Genomic DNA, 19,984 nt, shown 5'->3' on the forward strand with positions numbered 1-19,984 from the left:
CCATCTTCGCAGCGGAGTTATCGATGTCCAGCCCGGAAAATCCGATCCTGTCGATCAGCCGCGTCGAGGCCGTCTACAATGGCGCCATCGCCGCCCTGCATGGCGTCGACCTCTCGGTCGGCAAGGGCGAGATCGTGGCGTTGCTCGGCTCCAACGGCGCCGGCAAGACGACGCTGTTGCGCGCCGCATCCAATCTTCTGCCGGCAGAGCGCGGCTCCGTCACTGCCGGCCGGATCATTTTCGATGGCGAGGATGTTTCTAGGGCAAGTCCCTCGCACCTCGTCCGCAAGGGCCTGGTCCAGGTTCTCGAGGGCCGGCACTGCTTTCGCTCGCTGACGGTCGAGGAGAACCTTCTGACCGGGGCGCTCGGGCGTTCATCCTCGCGCGTTGGCGTGAAGGCCGACCTTGAGCGTGTCTACGCGCTGTTTCCGAGGCTTCTCGAGAAACGGCGCACGCGGTCCGGCCTCACCTCCGGCGGCGAGCAGCAGATGACGGCGATCGGTCGCGGACTGATGTCGCGGCCGAAACTCTTCGTGCTCGACGAGCCCTCGATGGGGCTCGCGCCGCTGATCGTCGACGAGATCTTCAGCGCCTTGAAGCGGCTCAATCGGGACGAGGGTCTTTCGATCCTTGTCGCCGAGCAGAATTCGGCGGTGGCGCTGAAATATGCCGACCGCGCCACCGTGCTCGAAAACGGTAAAAGCGTGCTGGAAGGGTCGGCTGCCGACCTGCGCCAGCGCGACGACATCAAGATCTACTATCTCGGCGGCGCGCCGCTTCCATCGCAACACTTTCCCCAGGAGACTGCAGCATGACCATCCAATCCAAGCAGCCGTCCGACGCGCGCGTCGCCGTGCCTCCGGTCGAGCGCCCGTCGGCCAAGGCACATATCATCAAGACCGATGCCGAGGCGATCGCCATCGCCGAAAAACTTGCCATTGAATTCGCTAGGGAAGCCTCGAAGCGGGACCGCGAGCGCATCTGGCCGAAGGAAGAGCTCGATGCTTTTTCGCAGAGCGGCTTGTGGTCGATCAATGTGCCGAAGGCCTATGGCGGGCCGGAGGTTTCCTATGTGACGCTGTCGAAGGTGATCACCATCATCTCGGCGGCTGATCCCTCGCTTGGCCAGATTCCGCAAAACCATCTCGGCGTGGTCGCCGCCATCCGCACGGTTTCGGACGAGGCGCAGAAAAAGCTGCTCTTCGCCGAGGCACTGTCCGGCACGCGCTTTGGCAACGCGTTTTCCGAGTTCGGCTCCAAGCGTGCCGCCGACTTCGAGACCAAGTTCGTCGATGCCGGTGACCATGTCGTGGTCAACGGCCAGAAATTCTATTCAAGCGGCGCCCTGCTCGCCCATCTGGTGCCGATTGTGGCGCTCGATGACGAGGGGCGCGCCTGGTATGCCATCGCCGATCGCGGCGCGCCCGGACTGACCGTCATCGATGACTGGTCGAGCTTCGGCCAGAAGACGACGCTCTCCGGCACGGTCCTGCTCGACAATGTGAAGGTGGCGAAGACGCATCTCGTCCCCGGCTACAAGGGGTACGACAAACCGACAGCCGACGGACCCATCTTCCAGATCATCCAGGCGGCGGTCGATCTCGGCATCGCCAAGGCGGCGATCGACGAGACGGTCAGCTTCGTGCGTACCAGGTCGCGCGCGTGGATCGACAGCGGCGTCGATCATGCCTGGCAGGATCCCTATACGATCCAGGCGATCGGCGACCTCCGCCTGCGCGCCAATGCGGCCGAGGCTATTCTGGAAAAGGCCGGCCTTGCGGTCGACCGCGCCGTGGCCGATCCTAACGAGAAGACGGTCGCGGAAGCGCAGATCGCGGTCGCCGAATCCAAGATCCTCACCACCGAGATCGCCATCAACGCCACCAACAAACTGTTCGAACTCGCCGGCACGCGATCCACGCTGGCCGAGCACAATCTCGACCGCCACTGGCGCAATGCCCGCACCCACACGCTGCACGATCCGGTGCGCTGGAAATACGCGATCCTCGGCAATTATTACCTGAACGAGGTCAACCCGCCGCTCCACGCCTGGAGCTGAGACTCTGGCGGCCATCTGATGGCGTTTCTGCGCTTCCGGTGCTCACGGACCCAACGTCCGCTGCGCGCCGGTTCTCGAAACCACCACCATATGACTCGCCAGAGCGAGTTTCGAAACAGTCTCTGAGCGTCGGCTAAACATACAAAGGAGTATTCATGAGCACTGCCGCCCCCGACAGGATCAAGGCCCTGTGGTTCTTGCCCACCCATGGCGACAGCCGCTATCTCGGCACCTCCGAGGGCGGCAGGGCGGTCGACCTGCCCTATCTCACCCAGGTCGCCAAGGCGGCCGACGCCATCGGCTATTATGGCGCGCTGCTGCCGACCGGGCGCAGTTGCGAAGACAGCTGGGTGGTGGCGTCGGCGTTGGCGCCGCTGACGCAACGACTTCGCTTTCTCGTTGCGGTCCGTCCAGGGCTGCAGTCGCCGACGCTCGCCGCGCGCATGACCTCGACGCTCGACCGCATTTCGGGCGGGCGCTTGCTGATCAACGTGGTCACGGGCGGAGATCCGGTCGAGAACAAGGGCGATGGCATATTCCTCAGCCATGACGAGCGTTATGAGGTGACGCGGGAATTTCTCGACATCTACAAGGCCGTGCTCAGCGGCGAAACCGTAGCCTTCGAAGGCAAGCATTTCCACATCGAAGATGGCAGGTTGCTGTTCCCGCCGGTGCAGACGCCGCACCCGCCGCTCTATTTCGGCGGCTCGTCGGACGCGGCCAATGCGGTCGCCGCCGAGCAGATCGACAAGTACCTCACCTGGGGCGAGCCGCCGGCGGACGTCGCCGCCAAGGTCGAGCATGTGCGCGGCCTTGCCGAAAAGGCCGGCCGCGAAGTGAGCTTTGGCATCCGATTGCATGTCATCGTTCGCGAGACCAATGACGAGGCCTGGGCCGATGCCGATCGGCTGATCAGCCGCCTCGACGACAAGACGATCGCCGAGGCACAGAAGGTTTTCGCCCGCATGGATTCGGTTGGCCAGTCGCGCATGAGCCGGTTGCATGGCGGCAGCCGCGACAAGCTCGAAATCAGCCCGAACCTTTGGGCCGGCGTTGGCCTCGTGCGCGGCGGCGCCGGCACCGCCTTGGTCGGTGACGCGGCGACCGTGGCAGAACGGATCGACGAATACCGAAGGATTGGCATCGATACCTTCATCCTGTCCGGCTATCCGCATCTGGAGGAAGCCTATCGCTTCGGCGAACTGGTGCTGCCGCTGCTGCCGCTCGATCACGAAATCTCGACCCGGCCGACGACGGTGAACATGGGACCGTTCGGCGAAACGGTGGCCGGAGATCATCGACCATCGGCGCTGCGCGCGAGCCAGTCTTGAGCGCTTCCCGCAGGGCTGGGAAACTGACGGTCGCCATCATTGGCGGCGGCTTTTCCGGCGCCGCAACCGCGTTTCACCTGGCGCGGCTGCTGCCCGCCGATGCAGCCGATATCGTGGTCGTCGAACCGCGCGAGGCGCTCGGCTATGGTCTGGCCTATTCGACGGCCGATCCCTCGCACCGCATCAACGTGCGGGCGTCCAGGATGACGCTGATCTCAGGTGAGGAGGGCCATTTTTCCGACTGGCTGGAGCAGACCGGCGCTATTCTGGACGATACGCAGGCCATCGCCGCCAGCGGCGCGATTTACCCGCAGCGTCGGGTCTTCGGCCGCTATGTCGAATCCCACCTGCAGCCCTTCCTGCAAAGCAAGGCGATCCGCCATGTCAGGGCCGAAGTTGCTTGGGTCGAGCGCAGTGGTGAGGGCTACCGGCTTGTCCTGTCCGATGGCGCAACGCTTTCCGCCGATGCTGTGGTGATCGCGGCGACGCATCCATTGCCGGCCCTCCCGGCGCCGCTGCGCAGCGTGGCCTCAGTCGCCGGATTGGTGGCCAATCCCTACGATCTCGAACGGCTGCAGGCGATCGGCCGCGACGACCGTGTTCTCATTGTTGGCACCGGTCTGACCTCGGCCGACGTCATTGCAGCCCTCGACCGTAGAGGTCATCGCGGCCGCATCACGGCACTGTCGCGCCATGGCTATCGCTCGCATGTGCAGGCCGCCATGCAGGGCGACCCGATAGGCGACTTCACCAGCCTGCCTTTACGCAGCGCCACGGTGCTGCTCAGGCGCATCCGGGCCACGATCGCGGCAGCGACGCGACAGGGCGAAGACTGGTATCCGGTCCTCGACGCTGTCCGGCGTCAGGGGCAGTTGATCTGGCAGGCCTTGCCGCTCGCCGAGCAGCGCCGCGTGGTGCGCCATCTTCGCGCGCTCTGGGACGTGCATCGTTTCCGCATCGCGCCACAGGTAGCAGTCGTGCTGGATCGCCGCCTTGACGAGGGGACGCTCGCTTATCGCGCCGGATCGATTGTCGAGGCCGAAGAGGCCGACGGACGTATCCGCGTCACGCAGCGGTCAAGGCGCCGACACGATCTCATCGTTGAGACGTTCGACAGCGTGATCGTGACGACCGGGCCGGCGCATGCCGACATTCTTCGCACCAACACGGCGATTGCCGCCCTTGGACATCTGGGCCTGGTCCGTCTTGACCCAACCGGCCTTGGTCTCGACACCGACAGCCACGGCCGCGCGGTCGGTAAGTCAGGTCACCCGGCCGACACTATTTTCATCAGCGGACCGCTGGCGCGCGGCAGCGTCGGCGAGCTGATGGGCATCCCTGAAGTCACCGCCCATGCCGAGAGCATCGCCACCGAAATTCACCAATGGTTGGGATACCAGACCGCGTTGCGTCGCAGGGCGTCGTGAAGCTGCAAACACGATGAGGCTATCCAGATGACACTAAGCGAACGCATTCTCTCGGATGAAACCCGGATCCCCCTGAAATTTGCGATGCGACACCTGGCTGGAGCCGTGTCCGTGGTCACCGCAGGCATTGGCGACGAGCGGACAGGCGCAACAATTACCACCGCCCATTCCCTGTCGGTCGAACCGGAGGTAATGGTCGTCAGCATCAACCTGAGCTCGTCGACATGGGCAGCCATCAGCCGGCATCGGCACTTCTGCGTGAATGTGCTGCGCGCCGACCAGATTGCGATTGCCGACCGTTTTGCTGGTCGAGGCGGCCTCAAGGGGCAGGCTCGCTACGAGGGTGCACGCTGGTCCACCCTTGCAAGCGGCGCATTGGCGCTCGAAGGTGCGCTTGCCGCGGTCGATTGCACCGTCGAGGATACCATAGTTCGCCACAGCCATGCGCTAATACTCGGCAGCGTCCGGCATGTGGTGAGCGGAGAGCCCGGTCCGGCACTGATCTATCATCACGGCGCCTATGGATCGTCGTGAGCGGGTTGGTACGTGTCGTTTTCTGACAGCCATGAAATTCTTGGTCTCATTCAAGGCGGCGAAAGGAACGAAATACGAATTCTCCATAGCCCTTCGCCGAGACGCGCCGCACACACCCAAAATGCGAAAACGCGACCGAGATGGCGCGGGAGCACTATGTGCGATTGTTTGGATGTGAGCCAATACGGGCTTTGCGCGTTGTTGTTGAACTTGCGGAAGCCCTTTTCCAGCCAAGAGGCTTGAGAGGAACAATTCTTCCGTGGCGCGTAGCGGCCAGGCACTGCCGTTGGGCAGCCGATTGCGATTGCTACGGCAACGAAGAAGTCATGCCCGCGCGCATGCGGTGCTTGCCGTTGAAGGCCACGACCGATCTGCCACTGGCGCCCGGCGCCGTCGGTCGCTGCGGTCCAGAGTTGCCGACCAGTAAGGACAAGGCAAAATCTGGTGTTCTCGCGAAAAATGGCGACAAGGCGCGGGTCGCAGGACATCACGCCGAAGCCGAAGAAACGCTAGATTCGCGCCGGCAGCCCTAACTAGCGCTGGCGAGACTGGCATGTCCCGCAGCGGCTTCTTGCGCTTCGGCGGCACATAGGCATCGCTCCGATCTTCTGCTCGAGTGGCTTAAACTAGGATTTGCAGTCGCCGTGTTTCTACGTTGTGGTTTCGGCGACATCTGTCGTTCGCAACATCAGTAAGTAAACCAGCTAAACGAAATCAATGAGAAAGATCAGGAAATTGCCCGGTCATTCAATCAGGAATCGTTCGCGTTGTCCTTTGCAGAAGGCCAGCGGATACGCCTATGGCTAGCGAAGGTCGTGCGCCTGTAGGGCGCTGTGGGGCGGCATTGTAGGCATTCAAGCATGAGCGGAACCTAATTTGCAGCCGCAAATTAATGTCCAATGAATGAACTCCCAAACCGGAAAAAACTCGTGCCTGACCCTCAACCTCGGCGGGGCTCCAACAAAGGTGTGTTGCTAGCGGCTGCAGCGCTGCTGTTTGCCTTTCTCGCTCTTATTCTGTTTGGGTTTTTTCAGTAATGCGCGCGGCGCCGGCTTCCTAGAGAGGGCAGAGCACCTGCCGACGTGATCTTCGATCCGCTCGCGTCCTTGCGGCGGGGCGACTATCCAAGCCGGCTCGGTTCGTCGCTCCTGACGGGTTGAGCGGTCCCACCAGAGCAGGATGATCATTCGGCAATTTCTTGGCAGCGCCGGTATTCAACTCACGCCCAAAGCGATTAAACTGAAGCTGGCCGTCGATGTCGTGACTGACGCAGCATGAGCCGAACAGGCGAGGCAAGCGCAAGCCTTGGGGCCCAACCTCAGACAGACGAAGCACGCTCGTGCAGTCTGGAGACAGCGCAACGACTTATTCAGTCGGGCGCCTTCGCATCACCAGCGGAACGAAAGAGTTAATTGGCGGTTTACTAGGGAAGGATTGCAGGACGAAAAACATTGAGGATTTCTGCCATGACAATGTTGTTCGAACCACTCGACTCTGAAGGTTACAAGCGCAGCGTGGTCTACCATGCCGCACGCTTGTCCATGCTCCACAACCGAATGCTGAAGCGTTTCGACAAGGTCGATAAAGCGGCTGAAAAGGTTGAAGCCGAGGTGGAGCTGTTTGATGAAGCTGTTCGCACTCTCTACGAATGAGCGGCATGTTGACCGCCGACGTTCCTCCTAGCGCGTATACGGGCGCGAGTTTCACCGTTGCCCACCAGGCGATGTCGCGCCGCGGATTTGGGCTTGATAAGCACGATCTAATGTATACGATTCACCCAGCCGGCCTGGCTCCCCCGCCATCGGGCCGGTCAGGCCCGACGGTTCAACGCACCACCCCAAACGACTGTCGGGCCGCTAGGACTCTCACCGGGCAGCCGGGTTCATGCTTTGCCTTTTTTTCTCGAAAAGCGCGAGCTTGGTCATATAACCAATTCTGATTTTTGCATGGCATTGGGTGCAGTTGAAGTTGGATATCACCTTCAACCACGATCCCTTTTTTATGATGACATGAGAACAGTTTGGACATTCCAGTTCCAGGTACTCGTCCCCCATATCGTTTGAAATCGGCACTACGACACTCCCCAACAGTTGCCCGTGAAACTTGCGCTTCGAGACCGGCCGGCACCTCCGTGCTCAAACCCGAACGTGGGTCCTTGGCAGATGTTCCGCAATCCGACCTCTGGCGACCGGGATCGGACCTAAGTCCAAATCGCCGCCAACAGGCCGAGAAGTGGAACCCCGGCGGATGCTTTTTGAACGCTGAATTTCCGTCCTCGCCGGTCGTAGTCCGCCGTCCTCATGGCCAAAGCGCCAATGTTGCCCTTTGTGAGACTGACCTCGTCCGGCCTACCAGGTCGCCAGGGCGCAACTCCGGTAATAATGCGGCGGAGCGAATGTCAGCGCGAAACTGTGCGCAGGGACGCCAACTCGCTGACAGCAGCAAGGATGACAGCATCGGTTGCCGGCTTCGGCAGGAATCTGCAGTCGCGGAAAGCCGCGGGAACGTCGGCGGGGCCAAATCCCGACAAGAAGGCAAAGGGGATGCCTCGCGCCTGCAATATCCTCGCCACCGGCAGACCCGTTTCACCGTTCAGCTGGATGTCTAGCAACGCCACGTCAATCTTGTCCGATTCGACAAGACGCAGAGCGGCGGATACCGACGGCACAGGTCCGACCACCTGATAACCGGCGCGACGCAGCCGCGCGGCAGTGTCCTGCGCGACTAGCCATTGATCCTCAACAATCAGAACACTCACGCTTTCGCTCACGGCCCCTCTCTGCGATTGACCGGAAATGAGATGTCGATCCGAGACCTTCGGACAGTTGTTTCGACATGTCCGCAAACCTATAGGTAACCTCTCCATGCAGCAAGGTGAGGCTGATGCTGGAGCGGAGGCGCTTCCACCGACCAATTGCTGAATTACTGGAGCCGAAGATTAGCGCGTCAATGGAGCTGCGGTCCCCGCCTCCGCTCCATCAGAGTTGGATAGGCGTTTACCCCTCTCCACGATCCACAAAATCTAAAAGCCGCCGTACCGCGCCATTGGCTCTTCAAAGCATGAGCAGCACCTCTCTCTCCATCTTGGGCGACCTGAGATTGCAATCGGTCAATGAGCGTCAGAAGTGCGATGCACCGAGTTTGTGCCTGCAGTTTTTCGAAGGAAAGGCTTGAGAATTCATGATTTCGGAGCAGGTTTGGCTGGCGCATGAGCGCCGCAGATCTATACTGGGGAGATCAAGCGATGGGGTCGGCCATGAGCAAAGAGTTCAGTGTAGCTGATGCCTATGGCGCCGGCCGCGCCATGTTCATGGGACTTGAACTGCTGGTTTCGCCCGGTGCGCTCGTCCCCAGACCTGAGACCGAGTTGCTCGGCAAGACCGCGCTTGGTGTGTTGCATCAGATGAACCTGCCGGCTCCGCGCATAGTTGATATGTGCTGCGGCACTGGGAATCTGGCGTGCGCGATCGCCTACCATGTGCCCAGCGCCCTTGTCTGGGCAAGCGATCTCACCGATGAATGCGTCGAAACGGCACGCCGCAACACCTCACATCACGGCATGGCTGAGCGTCTTTCGGTGCTTCAGGGCGACTTGTTCGACTCTCTCATCGGCCTTGGGCTAGACGGAACTATCGACGTAATCGTCTGCAATCCGCCTTACATTTCTGAAAAGCGGCTCGAGGGCGACCGCGCCCATCTGATCGAGCTTGAGCCGCGCGAGGCGTTCGCAGCCGGCCCTTACGGCCTGAGCATTCATATGCGCGTACTGAAAGACGCACCGCGATACCTGCGGCGTGGCGGCATCCTGCTCTTCGAGGTCGGGCTTGGCCAAGACCGACAGGTAGCGGGTCTGCTGGAACGCAGCAAGGCATTCGAGAACATCCGTTCGGTCTCGAACGAAGCGGGCGAGGGCCGGGTGGTTCTGGGGCAAGTCAAGACGCAGGCATGAATCCTGCGACAATCAGACCAAATACGGGGCTGCTCTGGGCGTTACGCTTACCCATCAGTTCATTTTGCGGATGATGTATTGCTCGATCCCCTGGATGGAATCGAGGTTTTCAGGCAGAAGTTCGCTATCCTCGACGGTAATGCCAAAGGTCTCCTCGATGAAGCCGATAATCTCAAGCACACCCGTCGAGTCGACAATGCCTTGATCGAGCAAGGATGCGTCATCCAGCAATGCCTTGACGTCGCTGACGTAGAAATTTGAAACCAAGAAACTACGAATCTGCTCGCTGTAGATTCCGGTGCGTTCCTTGATGGTCAACATGAATTCGTCCTCCGTGGCGTCACCATTAAATCAGCGACTTGGTTCTGGCCCCGCATCATGACAGCGCCGTTTTCTTGAGTTTTCCCGTGTCCGTCATCGGCAGGTTCGCCACAACGACGATGGATTTCGGGACCATGAAGTTTTCCAGACGCTTCTGGCACTCCTTCTGCAGTTCCCTTTCGCCAATGGCTCTTCCATGCTCCATCACCACAAAGGCTTTCACCGCTTGCCCGAGGAGCTCGTCGGGAACACCGATGACAGCCGCTTCTCGGACTCCTGGAATGTCCATGAGTACGTTTTCCACTTCCCTTGGCGCCACCTTCTCGCCTCGCGACTTTATGATCTCATCCCCACGGCCAACGAAGTAGAGGTAACCCTCCGTATCCATCCGGCAGTAGTCGCCGGTGTATAGGACCTGCTCGCCGGGCAGCGGGCCGGGTTTGAGCTTCCTGGCCGTTGCCTCGGGCTTGCCCCAATACCCCTTCATCACCGTTGCGCCGCGAATGACGAGTTGGCCGACAACGCCTGGGCCTATCCGCCTGTCATGCTCGTCAACGATCCACATCTCCGTATTCGGGATTGCGATCCCTACGCTCAATGGCTTTCGCTCGAGGTCCTCTGGCGGCAAATAGGTGCAACGTTTGCATTCGGTGAGACCGTACATCGAATAGATGCGTGCACCCGAAAACAGCTCGCGAAGCATGAAAATATGCTTGAGGGGTAGGGCTGCCGCAGTGTTTGTGACGTAGCGGATGCTCGAGAAATCCTGGTCTTTGAGGGACCTGAGTTCGGAGAGTGCGGCAAAGATTGTGGGCACGCCGGGAAAGCCCGTAACTCCCTCCTGCCTGATCAACCCGAGGATCTGTGCCGGGAAAGCGAACGAGCGTTCGAGCACCAGCCGGGCGCCGGTACGAAAAGCCATGATCATCTGGTACAGTCCATAATCGAAGGCGAGGGGTAGGACATTGAGGATCACCTCGTCCTCGGCAATCGCCAGGTAGGAAGCGATAGACGCGCACGCGGTCATCATGTTTCTGTGCGTCAGCATCACGCCCTTGGGTTCGCCCGTCGACCCGGACGTGTAGATGATGGCTGCCAGATCAACATCGATGCACTGCCGTGCCGGCGGCGTATCCGCGCCATTGGCGAGGGCGGCGTCCCAGCGCATGGCAAACGGCAGCTGGGCGAGTTCGACGTCGTCGATAGGTCCCGATACGATCACCCGCAGAAGTGACGGGCAGCCGCGCGCCGGCTCGCGGAAGATCGCTTGCAGATGGCCGTCCGTGATGAGCGCCGTCGGCCGGCAGTCGTTGAGCAGATAATCGAGCTTGTCGCTCTTGGTGAGTGGGTTGACGATGCACACCACCGCATTCGCCTTTAGCACCGCCCAGAAGCTAACCACCGTCTCGACGGTGTTGTCGGCGAAGATCATCACGCGATCACCGCGAACGACTCCGGATGCGGACAGGTCCCAGGCGATCGCGTTGGCTCGCGTTTCGAGTTCGAGGTAGGTGACACGCTGCCTGTTGCACACCAGCGCCACCTTACTTCCGTGTCGGACGGCGGAATGGGCGAGGTAGTCATGCAGCAATGGTACGGCATCATGCAACATACAGGCGCTCTTCCCGATGTTCGCAGTCGACGTCGACGCTGAGCGTGCATTCGAGCGTTGCACTGGGACAACCCGCGACGAACTGCTGATGAAGAAGTTGGGTCGACAACACGCCGACCAGCGCCATGTTGTCGGCATTGGACAGGTCGCCATCGCCAGTTCTGGCCTGGCATTTGGCAAGCAGGTGCGTGACCCCCTTTGGATCGAAGACATTCGCCTCGCGCAGGGCCGTCTGCGAAACCGCCTCGCGAGCGTAATCCGGAGCGTCTGCGCCGACGAAGCAAAGCGCGTTGGGCGCGCGGAAGGGCTGCTTCTTGCGGGCTACGATCTCGGAGGGCAGGATGGGTGCCGCCATGCGCTTCAGCACGTGCTTCTCATCGAGGCCGCGGAGTTTGAAGGAGGGCGGCAGCGAATTCGCGAGCCTCACAAGTTCATCGTCCAGGAACGGGAAGCGGCCCTCGACGGAGTGAGCCATCAGCATCCTGTCGCCTTGCGAGGAGAGCAGATAGCCCGACATCAGTGTTTGGACCTCGAGATACTGGTCCTGCGCAAGAGGGCCCCAACGGGCAAACTGCGCGGGCAGACGGGCGAGCAACTCGGACACGGCGTCGCGGCCCTGCGTTTGAGCGCGCATGTCGGTCGTAAACAAGCGCTTGATGGCCCTGGTGGTTTGCCAGCGCGTTTCATGAGCAAAGCCCGGCGCGTCGTAAGCCTGAATATTTCGCCCGAAGAACTGACGCGCCATCGCCTGCTGTTGCACCGGCGAGCGGGTGAGATAGGGGTAAAGGCGTTCCAGGAGCCGAGAGCGGCGTGTCGATGTCGGGTGGCGCCCCCAGAAGCGGCGGACCTTGCCTTCGCGGAACAGGTCGTAGCCGGCGAACATTTCGTCAGCGCCTTCGCCGGTCAGCACGACCTTGATGCCACGCTCGCGCACCAGCCGCGAGAGCAGGAAGAGCGGCGCCGGGGCAGTCCTCAGTATCGGGCGTTCGGTGTGTCGGATTACCTCCGGAAAGATTCCGGCGATATCTCTGCGCGAAACGACCACTTCATGGTGCTCACTGCCGATCGTCTCGGCAACCATTCGCTGGAAGCGGGTCTCGTCATATTCGGCGTCGGCAAAACGCAAGGAGAAGGTTTGGAAGCGATCGCCCGCGAAGCGCCTCGCGAGCGCGGCCACAAGCGAACTGTCCAGCCCTCCGGAGAGGTAGCACCCGACAGGCACGTCTGCGCGCGCCATTCTGAGCGCCGTCGCGGCCTCAAGAGCGCTAGATACGCGGTCCACCGCGTCATCGCTGGACCCGGTGAACTCGCCCTGCCGCGATCCGAACTTGTCGGGATAGGAAGGCTGCCAAAAAATCCGCTCACGAACGGTGCCATCCTGATAGATGCGGACACGACCCGGCTCGAGTTCGTTGATTCCGTGGAAAACTCCTTGCGGCGGAACGACCGTCCAGAGCGTGAACGTCTGATCGATGCCGGCTGGATCAAGGGCGCGAGGTATGGTTCGATCGGCCGCGAAAATGGCTTTCACTTCGCTGGCGAAATAAAGCCGGTGCGCATGCTCGCTGAAATACAGCGGGCAAATGCCGAAGCGGTCGCGCGACAATATAAGACGATTGGCCACTGAATCCCAGATCGCAATTGCCCATTGGCCGTTCATCCGCTCGAAGGCCGTTTCTCCCCACTCACGATAGGCGTGTAGCGCGACCTCCGTGTCGCTGCGGGTTCGGAAGCGGTGGCCGAGCGCCGTGAGTTTTTCACGCAATTCGACGTAGTTGAATATCTCGCCGTTGAACACGATCCACGTCGTATCGCCTGTGTCCGCCATCGGTTGCTGGCCACTGGAAAGATCGACGATGGACAGGCGCACATGCGCCAGCCCCGCGCGTCTGTCCCGGTAGAGACCGCGCCCGTCGGGGCCGCGATGCGCCAGCGCGCCCATCATCTGCATCAGCGCCTGCCGCGAAGGAGAAGCCGCTGTGGCATTCAGCGCCACGATTCCAGCGATGCCGCACATGCTCGGTCAATCTCCGCCTTCCGCGGACAGCAAAGGCCGCGCGTGAAGATAGTGGGCCGCCCTTCGTTTCGCTTCGATGTCCTTGAACACTTTCTGAAGCTGGGGCTCGGTGAGGCCAGCAACCGCCGCGAGCTCATTGCTGGCGACCCCGTGGTTCAGGCCGTAGAGGCATAGATCCATCAGGTGATAGGGCAGCGCGAAATAGAATTCTTCCTGGCTTTGGGTCATGGAAAAGGTGTCGGTGGTCGGTGGCCGCTGCCGGATTTCATCATCCACCTCGAGATATTCCGCGAGTTGATAAACCTGGGTTTTGTAAAGGTGAACGATCGGCATCACGTCGGCGGCTCCGTCGCCCTGCTTGACGAAAAAGCCCTGGTCGTACTCGAGGCGATTTGGAGTGCCGACAACCGCGTATTTGAGGCGGTCGGCGTGATAGTATTCCGTCATCTTGCGCAGGCGCTGCTTGTAGTTTGTCGCAGCAACGATCTGCAGATAGGCAGCTGGCGGCAGACGCACGGTATCTACTTTACCCTGCGGATCCTGGACCGTGAGGCGGGTTATATTGAGCCCGCTGCTCTCCAGAACCGACGCGATCACCAGCTTGCATTTCCACCCTTCCCCATAGTCGGGAACGACGGTCTGGATCGCATCGATCTGCCGGCGGTAGGCCCCAATGGTCTCCAGTGCCGGTGCTATGTCCTCAAGGACGCTTTCAATGCCAAGCTGTGCCGCGACGCGGCGGCCAAGTCTCAGGGAGTCGCCGGAAGAATCCCGCTCCGGCATGAACAGTCCCAGGACCTTGTCTTTCCCGAACGCGCGCATGCACAAGGTCGCGACGACGGAGCTGTCGATACCGCCGGAAAGACCGACAACCACGCCGCGACGATGCAGGGTGCCGAGAACCTGAGTGCGCAAGGTGTCAACGATGCGATCGACCTCCGCGCCGGCATCGAGCGTCAGCATGTCCTTGCTGAATTCCGGAATTATGTCGATGACAAGTCCTCCCTTTTGCGAGATTCGGCGGGGGAATAGGTCTGCACGATGGCCGTCTCGATAAGCGGACGGTTGGTGGCAAGGTTTGGTTCGACGACAAGGTCGATGTGGCTGCCCGTGATCGAAATGACGTCCAGGTGTGCCAAGACGCTGTCCCAGCCCAAGGCCCGCGGCATTCCCTCCCTGCGACATCGGAACAAGGTACCGGAGAGGGGCAGAGCCGGTTTCGGTGCCTCAAGCCACTGGAAGAATGACTTCGCCCTTAAAACCTCCTGCAGTTCCAGTTTGGTCCTGAAGATCGTCGGGTTGAACTCTCCATTGGCAAATCTGTCCAGAATCCTGGCCAGACGCGCTTCGCCGCCCACGGCGACGGTGATCTTCGCAAGGGCTCTGCAAGCCATCCGGTGCGCGGATATGCGGTTGGTGCGAATACGATAGAACGTACGGGTAAGTGTCTCCCAGTGGTTGCTCGGCTCGTGCAGGAGGCTCGTGTCGAGGATGCCCAGGAACCGCACCGTTCGCCCGGCCTTCATGAGCCGTGCGGCAACCTCGAATGCAACCGCGCCACCCAGAGAATGGCCGAGAAGTCGCACGGGGCCCGCAGGTTGGATGCGGCTTATCTGCTCGAGTGCGGCGCCAGCCATGGCGCTGAGGGTGTTGTGTCCGTCCAGTATCGCCGCAAGGCTCGGATATCGGATCGGGTTTACACGGGCGACTTTCCCCATGGCGGCTGCGAACGCAGCGAGGCTCGGACCATAGCCAACGGACCCTGGAAACAGGAAAAGAACCGGGGGGTGGTGCTTCTTTTCGCGCCCTTCGCCTAACCGTGCAGAGACGACCGCCTCAACCATCTCGTCCAAGCTCATGCCGACGGTGAATGCCTCGAGGCCCAGCTCTTGCCCGATGGCGTTTTCGATCGCCATGACGCAGTGCAGCAGCTGCAGCGAATCTCCCCCAGCATCATCCCAGTTTCCGGCGGCAGTGCCTGTGTTGAGAACCTGCGTCCACGCGTGCTGCACTATTTGACGCGTGTCCTTTGCTCCTCCGGCGGGCGGAGCATCGAGAGTGGACGACCGGGCGGCTTGCGCCCTCCTTCCGTGCGAACGATCTATCTCGGCCAGTGTTGCCAAATCGACCTTACCTCCCGACAGGCGTGGGATTGCGTCAACGGTGTGCAATCGCAAGGGACGCAATGGTGCCGGCAAGGTCATCCTGAGGAGCTGGCGAAGGTCGTCTGCAAAAGCGCCGCCTGCGAAGCGCTGGGGAACCACGAAGGCGATGAGTTCCTGCGCGGCCGTTACCATCACCACGGCATCCGCCACTGAAGGCGCGCAACGCAAGACCCGTTCGAGTTCGGCGGGCTCGATGCGTCGACCATTGATCTTGATCTGGCGCCCTTTGCGGCCGACGATCCTCAAGATGCCATCATCGTCCAGCCGAACGAGGTCCCCGGTCGAAAAAAGCCGAGCCTTGGGATCGTCGGGGTCCGGCTGAGCGGGAACGACCACACCGTTCTCCCAATGACCAAGCAGGACATAGCGGCTTTTGATCAGAAGTTCTCCACTTTCGCCTGGCCCTACATTGCGCTCCGCTTCGTCGACGATAGCGAATGTCATACCAGGGAGCAGCCTGCCGACGGGAACCGACGCGTCTTGCTCGGGCCAGTCAGGCGGCAAGAACCATTGCGAACCGATGGTTTCAGTCGATGAGTAGCCGATCTGGATCAGACACTGGTCCGAAACGGCTTTGCGCAGCAAAGCGATGTCCGTCCATGACACTTTCTCCCCACCGATCCGGGCCACTCTGAGCGGCCAGGAAGCGTCGGCGGGCGCCTCAGCCAGGAGGGCTCGAAGCAGTGCCGGCACAAGATAGGCGATCGTCACACCTTCGGACTGCAATCGAGCGCGCGTAGCGCGCAGGCCGACAGTCTCCACCTCGAGAAGATGCAATGTGGCGCCCGTCAGCAGCGCCGCAAAGATCTCCCGGCAACCGGCGATCGTGGCTGGCCCGGTCAGCGGCAGGAAAACGTCATCCGCACTGATATGGCACGCATCGACATATTGCCGGACCCGCCATAGCAGGCTGCGTTGGCTGTTGACGATTCCCTTGGGGCGCCCGGTGCTACCTGAAGTGTAAAGCACCAATGCAGGCGCATCGACCGAAACGATAGGGGGCTCATGCTGCTGTTCTGGGTGTTGATCGTTGGGCGCCACGGCGGCGGCAATTTCGATCCAGATGATCTCTTGGGCCAATTCGACCGGGCGAACATTTTCGGCGCCTATAATCGCGCCGAGCCCCGCGGCACTGACTATATCGAAAATGCGAGAGGCGGGATCTCTTGTGTTGAGCGGGACCGAAGGCCGTCCCGCCGCCATGGTCGCCAACATCGCCACAGGATACCAAGCGGAGTTTGCTTGCAGGATGCCGATGGCCTGCCCTTCGGGGACGACGGCAGCGATATGAGTTGCCAGCGTCTCGACCGCCCGGAAAAGCTCAGAAAAAGTCAGGCGGTTCGCGCCGTCGCTGATTGCGAGCTTGTCAGGATACCGCCTGGCGACATCTCCAAGGTGGTCGAAGATTGGAGTGTCCGCAAATTTGGCACCCATCTGTCGGTAACGGCGCCAGACTGGCCCCCCTTGGTCAAGATCATATTCGGGAACGACTGACCACTTTCGGGTGGGTCGCAGATCCACCTGTAGGTTTTGATTTGCCACTTCCGAATGCAAACACACTGAGGACATTCAGGGCCCCGCCAAGCTGACGGTCGAACATCGCTCGCCGCGGAGATCTTTTCATCAATCATTCGGATGATGCCTCGATCTTGCCTAGCCAGCGCTTCCCGAGCGTCCTTCAGAAGTTTTGCCATCTGTGTCCAGCACCGGTCGTTTTTCCTTGCAAGCTCCGTCGAGCGCAAGACGGCTTGCCCAGGCGAACGGAGCGATCGGCATCTCCGCTAGAATCCGGGCTCGGTGCCCAGATTCACTGACTGGAACAATCATTCAAATGAACGTTGGTGTGATCTGAAATCCGGCTAAGCTTGATCCGTAGGGGAATGACTGCTCGTTCGGAGACGCTTGAGCATATGATCATCGAGTTGTTTGGGCCGCCTGGCGCGGGTAAAACCACGCTGCTTCGCGGCCTCTGCCAAGGGCTGGCGAGACACGGCATCAATGTGAAGACAGTAAATGGGTATCGCCTGATTGAACCTGGATCGGCTCAGGATGACGCTCCGGAAATCCGCCATGGCATAGGAAGAATTGGCAAAAAGATTGCCACATCCGGTCCTATCTTGCTGTCGACCTTGCCAAAGGACAGTGTCGCGGCCCGGCTTCTGGCATCGATCCCTCTTCGAAGCCGCGTGTGGTCATGGCGAATGAAGGTCGACATCGCCCAACTGTGCCAGTCCTGGCGCCAAGCGCGGGAGTCGCCCGGTTGCTTCATCTTCGAAGAGGGCATGATTCAGGCTTTGTGTGCGCTGGGTGTGCTGGCTAGAACTCCAAGCCTCGACGCGGTCCGCGAGTGCCTGGCGTTCCTGCCGCGGCCGGATCTCGTTGTGCAACTCGACGCGCCCCAGGAAACGTTACGCCGCCGTCTTGTGGATAGGCATGCGCAGCAACCGCTCCTCGAGGTTATGCTGTTCGAACTTGGCGTGGACAAAGGATTAAGGCAGGCCGAAATCTCAAGAGAGGTCGGCGAGTGCCTGCGCCAGGACCGATGGCCGTTGATACAAGTCAATGGTGCTGAACCTCACGACGTGGACGGGGTCGTCGCGCGCGTTCTGGGAGAGCATGTTGGTCATGCTGCCTAGGCTGGCCCATGACCTATGATCCATGACACATTTATGCATTTGGCGCCAAGCCGGGCAGCATCTGCCGCCAAGCGCGCAATCATGTCGAATCGTGCTGATCGAGCACTTCGAGCATGGTCGTCAACATGCTTCCGACTTCCTCAGAGATTTCCTCGGGGCGGATTCCCGCTCTGATGGCATCCGCCGTTGCTTGGTCCGCAAGTTTCGCCGCAAGAGCCGGATCGGCCTTGGTGTAGAGTGGGATCTTATCCTCTACCCATTTCTGCAGGAATTCGATGCCGCGCGCGCTCATACCAAGTACAAGCTCGGCGGGGCTTCTTGGTTCCGTCAGCCATATTCAAGAACGTCAGACCATCTTGCTCAGGCTGACGTCCCACGGTCACGTCACGATGAACGAGGACGCCGTCAGAGCCAGATGTGGCGATAGAGTGGCAAATTGGATCTGATGTGCGCCGCCCGAGCCGTCGCTGTCAAAGGAAAGCGCGCCGGTCGTGCTGTTATAGACGATGTGATCGCCGCTGTCGTGCGCGGCCCTGCCGGCGTAAAACGCCGAAGAGGGAAGGGCGCCTGTATGCAGGCCGGCAAACACGGTGTGGTCGAGTTGGATCTTGTCGTGGCCCACTTTGAAATCGGTGACCTTGTCGATATTGCCGACCTTGAGAGCCGAATCGAAGACAAAGACGTCGTTGCCGCCATGTCCGGTCAGAACGTCTCTCCCGCCACCGCCGTTGATAGTGTTGCTCCCGGAATTGCCATCGATGGTTTGGGCGAATTCGTTTCCCGTGAGCTTGATGGCGGCAGTTCCCAATTTGCTGGTGGTCGCAAGATGCTCGACCTGCGAGCCGGCCGACAGCGCGTAGCTCACCGATGCCAGCACGCTGTCGTTGCCGCTGTGCCGCAGTTCCACCACCTTGTCGCCGGCGTTGTTGACATAGTAGGTGTCGTTGTAGCCGCGGCCCATCATCGTGTCCGCGCCAGCGGTGCCGCGAAGCACATCCGCGCTACCCGTGCCGTAGAAAATGTGATCGCCGGTGCTGGTCGGAGGGACACTTGTGGGCGGAGGCGCTGTGCTGGTAGGCGGCGGCGTCGGTTCGCTGGCCGAAGGACCGCTTGCGGTGCTCTGGTTGTGTTGAAGGAACAGAGCCTGCAGCGTCGGCGAGCTCTCAAGCGCCGTGTCGCCCTGTTGAGAACCCCAAGCATAGGCATAGTCGAAGGCCGGCGAAGGCGCTACCTTGGCCCAGTGGTCCAACATGGTCTTTTCCTGAGCAACGCTGGGCAGGACATAGCGACCGCCCGTGTCGGTCGTCCAGTCGCCGCCGCCGAAGGTCTGATACACGGGAACGACCTGACTGAGCGGGATGCCCGAGGCGACGGCCGCCGCCACAGTCCTGTCGATCATGTTGTAATCAATCGTGCTTGTTCCGGTCCGTACCGGGTAGGGATCCAAGCCGTAATAGTCGATATGCGTGTTGGCAGGATTGAAGGTGTTTGAAAAGTCGGGGTTAGCGGAAGACCCCATGTTCATCATTGTTATGAAGGTCTTGGCGCCGGGCAGGTGGCTGTGGATCCAGTCTGACTCCGCCTTCAGATCAGCGGCGGTGGCATAAGTTCCCCATTTGCCGGTCGGGTCCGGCTCATCGACGAGGAAGAAGCCAAACACTTTCGGATTGCCGATGAAGGGCGTGACCTTCTGGATAAAGGAGGAGGTTGCACCATCTGCTTCATTGAGCCACACCAGGCCTTTCTGGCCGGCCGGCAAGGCGTTGAGCTGGTCCAAGGAAGATACATCAACAAGATTGAATCCGGCTTTCGCGACCTCGGAGGCCGACCCGCCCGAGGCGTAATGGAGTGTTGTCATTGACATACCCTTCGTCCGATTCGGTAGGCGCCCCACACCTGCCTAGGGAAAGGATCCATTAGCGACAAATCAAAT

General features: G+C 60.7%; 16 protein-coding genes. 8 read left to right on the top strand and 8 right to left on the bottom strand.

Annotation, left to right across the window (positions count from 1 at the left end):
* Window positions 1-23: 23 nt before the first annotated feature.
* From NKI35_RS22100 to NKI35_RS22125, 6 genes are all read left to right on the top strand, one after another.
* The gene (locus NKI35_RS22100) at window positions 24-815 is read left to right on the top strand and encodes an ABC transporter ATP-binding protein (protein ID WP_352536717.1); all 792 of its coding nucleotides are present in this window, start codon (window positions 24-26) and stop codon (window positions 813-815) included.
* Window positions 812-2,059 carry an SfnB family sulfur acquisition oxidoreductase gene (locus tag NKI35_RS22105; RefSeq protein ID WP_352741495.1) on the top strand — a complete coding sequence of 416 codons (1,248 nt, stop codon included), beginning with the start codon at window positions 812-814 and terminating at the stop codon, window positions 2,057-2,059. Before NKI35_RS22100 ends, NKI35_RS22105 begins: the two co-directional genes overlap by 4 nt.
* A gap of 155 nt (window positions 2,060-2,214) precedes the next feature.
* Window positions 2,215-3,390, top strand: a complete 1,176-nt coding sequence (gene ssuD, locus NKI35_RS22110; RefSeq protein ID WP_352741496.1) for an FMNH2-dependent alkanesulfonate monooxygenase — start codon at window positions 2,215-2,217, stop codon at window positions 3,388-3,390.
* The gene (locus NKI35_RS22115) at window positions 3,387-4,817 is read left to right on the top strand and encodes an FAD/NAD(P)-binding protein (RefSeq protein ID WP_352741497.1); all 1,431 of its coding nucleotides are present in this window, start codon (window positions 3,387-3,389) and stop codon (window positions 4,815-4,817) included. Before ssuD ends, NKI35_RS22115 begins: the two co-directional genes overlap by 4 nt.
* Window positions 4,818-4,844: 27 nt before the next feature.
* Window positions 4,845-5,351 carry a flavin reductase family protein gene (locus NKI35_RS22120; protein ID WP_352741498.1) on the top strand — a complete coding sequence of 169 codons (507 nt, stop codon included), beginning with the start codon at window positions 4,845-4,847 and terminating at the stop codon, window positions 5,349-5,351.
* A gap of 1,466 nt (window positions 5,352-6,817) precedes the next feature.
* Window positions 6,818-7,003 carry a hypothetical protein gene (locus tag NKI35_RS22125; RefSeq protein ID WP_023681021.1) on the top strand — a complete coding sequence of 62 codons (186 nt, stop codon included), beginning with the start codon at window positions 6,818-6,820 and terminating at the stop codon, window positions 7,001-7,003.
* Between the two features lie 746 nt (window positions 7,004-7,749).
* Here NKI35_RS22125 and NKI35_RS22130 read toward each other — a convergent pair.
* Entirely contained in the window at window positions 7,750-8,121 is a 372-nt protein-coding gene (locus tag NKI35_RS22130; RefSeq protein ID WP_023729587.1) for a response regulator, read from the bottom strand.
* A gap of 486 nt (window positions 8,122-8,607) precedes the next feature.
* Between NKI35_RS22130 and NKI35_RS22135 the strand changes: the two genes are divergently transcribed.
* Window positions 8,608-9,300 carry a N5-glutamine methyltransferase family protein gene (locus tag NKI35_RS22135; protein WP_023689767.1) on the top strand — a complete coding sequence of 231 codons (693 nt, stop codon included), beginning with the start codon at window positions 8,608-8,610 and terminating at the stop codon, window positions 9,298-9,300.
* Window positions 9,301-9,354: 54 nt separating this feature from the next.
* On the opposite strand, the gene NKI35_RS22140 is transcribed toward NKI35_RS22135, so the two are convergent.
* The 5 genes from NKI35_RS22140 to NKI35_RS22160 are packed head-to-tail and all read right to left on the bottom strand — an operon-like array spanning window position 9,355 to window position 16,984.
* Window positions 9,355-9,621, bottom strand: a complete 267-nt coding sequence (locus tag NKI35_RS22140; protein WP_023670883.1) for an acyl carrier protein — start codon at window positions 9,619-9,621, stop codon at window positions 9,355-9,357.
* Between the two features lie 55 nt (window positions 9,622-9,676).
* Entirely contained in the window at window positions 9,677-11,233 is a 1,557-nt protein-coding gene (locus NKI35_RS22145; protein ID WP_031238135.1) for a class I adenylate-forming enzyme family protein, read from the bottom strand.
* Window positions 11,223-13,250 carry an asparagine synthase (glutamine-hydrolyzing) gene (gene asnB / locus NKI35_RS22150; protein ID WP_352741499.1) on the bottom strand — a complete coding sequence of 676 codons (2,028 nt, stop codon included), beginning with the start codon at window positions 13,248-13,250 and terminating at the stop codon, window positions 11,223-11,225. Before asnB ends, NKI35_RS22145 begins: the two co-directional genes overlap by 11 nt.
* Before the next feature lie 6 nt (window positions 13,251-13,256).
* Window positions 13,257-14,237, bottom strand: coding sequence for an NAD(+) synthase (gene nadE, locus NKI35_RS22155; RefSeq protein WP_352741510.1), 981 nt, complete (start codon window positions 14,235-14,237; stop codon window positions 13,257-13,259).
* Entirely contained in the window at window positions 14,234-16,984 is a 2,751-nt protein-coding gene (locus NKI35_RS22160; RefSeq protein WP_502897162.1) for an AMP-binding protein, read from the bottom strand. The genes nadE and NKI35_RS22160 overlap by 4 nt, the downstream gene beginning before the upstream one ends.
* 341 nt (window positions 16,985-17,325) lie before the next feature.
* Between NKI35_RS22160 and NKI35_RS22165 the strand changes: the two genes are divergently transcribed.
* Entirely contained in the window at window positions 17,326-18,051 is a 726-nt protein-coding gene (locus NKI35_RS22165; protein WP_023670888.1) for an AAA family ATPase, read from the top strand.
* 79 nt (window positions 18,052-18,130) lie between these two features.
* Here the strand turns inward: NKI35_RS22165 and NKI35_RS22170 are convergent, their stop codons facing one another.
* Entirely contained in the window at window positions 18,131-18,343 is a 213-nt protein-coding gene (locus tag NKI35_RS22170) for a DUF768 domain-containing protein (RefSeq protein WP_023670889.1), read from the bottom strand.
* 87 nt (window positions 18,344-18,430) lie between these two features.
* Complete coding sequence (locus NKI35_RS22175; RefSeq protein WP_023681029.1) at window positions 18,431-19,909, bottom strand: M10 family metallopeptidase C-terminal domain-containing protein; 1,479 nt, start codon at window positions 19,907-19,909, stop codon at window positions 18,431-18,433.
* Window positions 19,910-19,984 lie beyond the last annotated feature (75 nt).

It is taken from the genome of Mesorhizobium sp. M0676, assembly GCF_040320535.1.
Classification (GTDB): Bacteria; Pseudomonadota; Alphaproteobacteria; order Rhizobiales; family Rhizobiaceae; genus Mesorhizobium.

What these genes read in the sequence shown, in the direction of transcription:
- asnB (WP_352741499.1), bottom strand. Translation starts at nt 13,250, where the DNA reads ATGTGCGGCATCGCTGGAATCGTGGCGCTGAATGCCACAGCGGCTTCT.
- NKI35_RS22105 (WP_352741495.1), top strand. Translation starts at nt 812, where the DNA reads ATGACCATCCAATCCAAGCAGCCGTCCGACGCGCGCGTCGCCGTGCCT.
- NKI35_RS22135 (WP_023689767.1), top strand. Translation starts at nt 8,608, where the DNA reads ATGAGCAAAGAGTTCAGTGTAGCTGATGCCTATGGCGCCGGCCGCGCC.
- NKI35_RS22145 (WP_031238135.1), bottom strand. Translation starts at nt 11,233, where the DNA reads ATGTTGCATGATGCCGTACCATTGCTGCATGACTACCTCGCCCATTCC.
- NKI35_RS22165 (WP_023670888.1), top strand. Translation starts at nt 17,326, where the DNA reads ATGATCATCGAGTTGTTTGGGCCGCCTGGCGCGGGTAAAACCACGCTG.
- ssuD (WP_352741496.1), top strand. Translation starts at nt 2,215, where the DNA reads ATGAGCACTGCCGCCCCCGACAGGATCAAGGCCCTGTGGTTCTTGCCC.
- NKI35_RS22140 (WP_023670883.1), bottom strand. Translation starts at nt 9,621, where the DNA reads ATGTTGACCATCAAGGAACGCACCGGAATCTACAGCGAGCAGATTCGT.
- NKI35_RS22160 (WP_502897162.1), bottom strand. Translation starts at nt 16,984, where the DNA reads ATGTCCTCAGTGTGTTTGCATTCGGAAGTGGCAAATCAAAACCTACAG.
- NKI35_RS22170 (WP_023670889.1), bottom strand. Translation starts at nt 18,343, where the DNA reads ATGAGCGCGCGCGGCATCGAATTCCTGCAGAAATGGGTAGAGGATAAG.
- NKI35_RS22175 (WP_023681029.1), bottom strand. Translation starts at nt 19,909, where the DNA reads ATGACAACACTCCATTACGCCTCGGGCGGGTCGGCCTCCGAGGTCGCG.
- NKI35_RS22100 (WP_352536717.1), top strand. Translation starts at nt 24, where the DNA reads ATGTCCAGCCCGGAAAATCCGATCCTGTCGATCAGCCGCGTCGAGGCC.
- NKI35_RS22120 (WP_352741498.1), top strand. Translation starts at nt 4,845, where the DNA reads ATGACACTAAGCGAACGCATTCTCTCGGATGAAACCCGGATCCCCCTG.
- NKI35_RS22125 (WP_023681021.1), top strand. Translation starts at nt 6,818, where the DNA reads ATGACAATGTTGTTCGAACCACTCGACTCTGAAGGTTACAAGCGCAGC.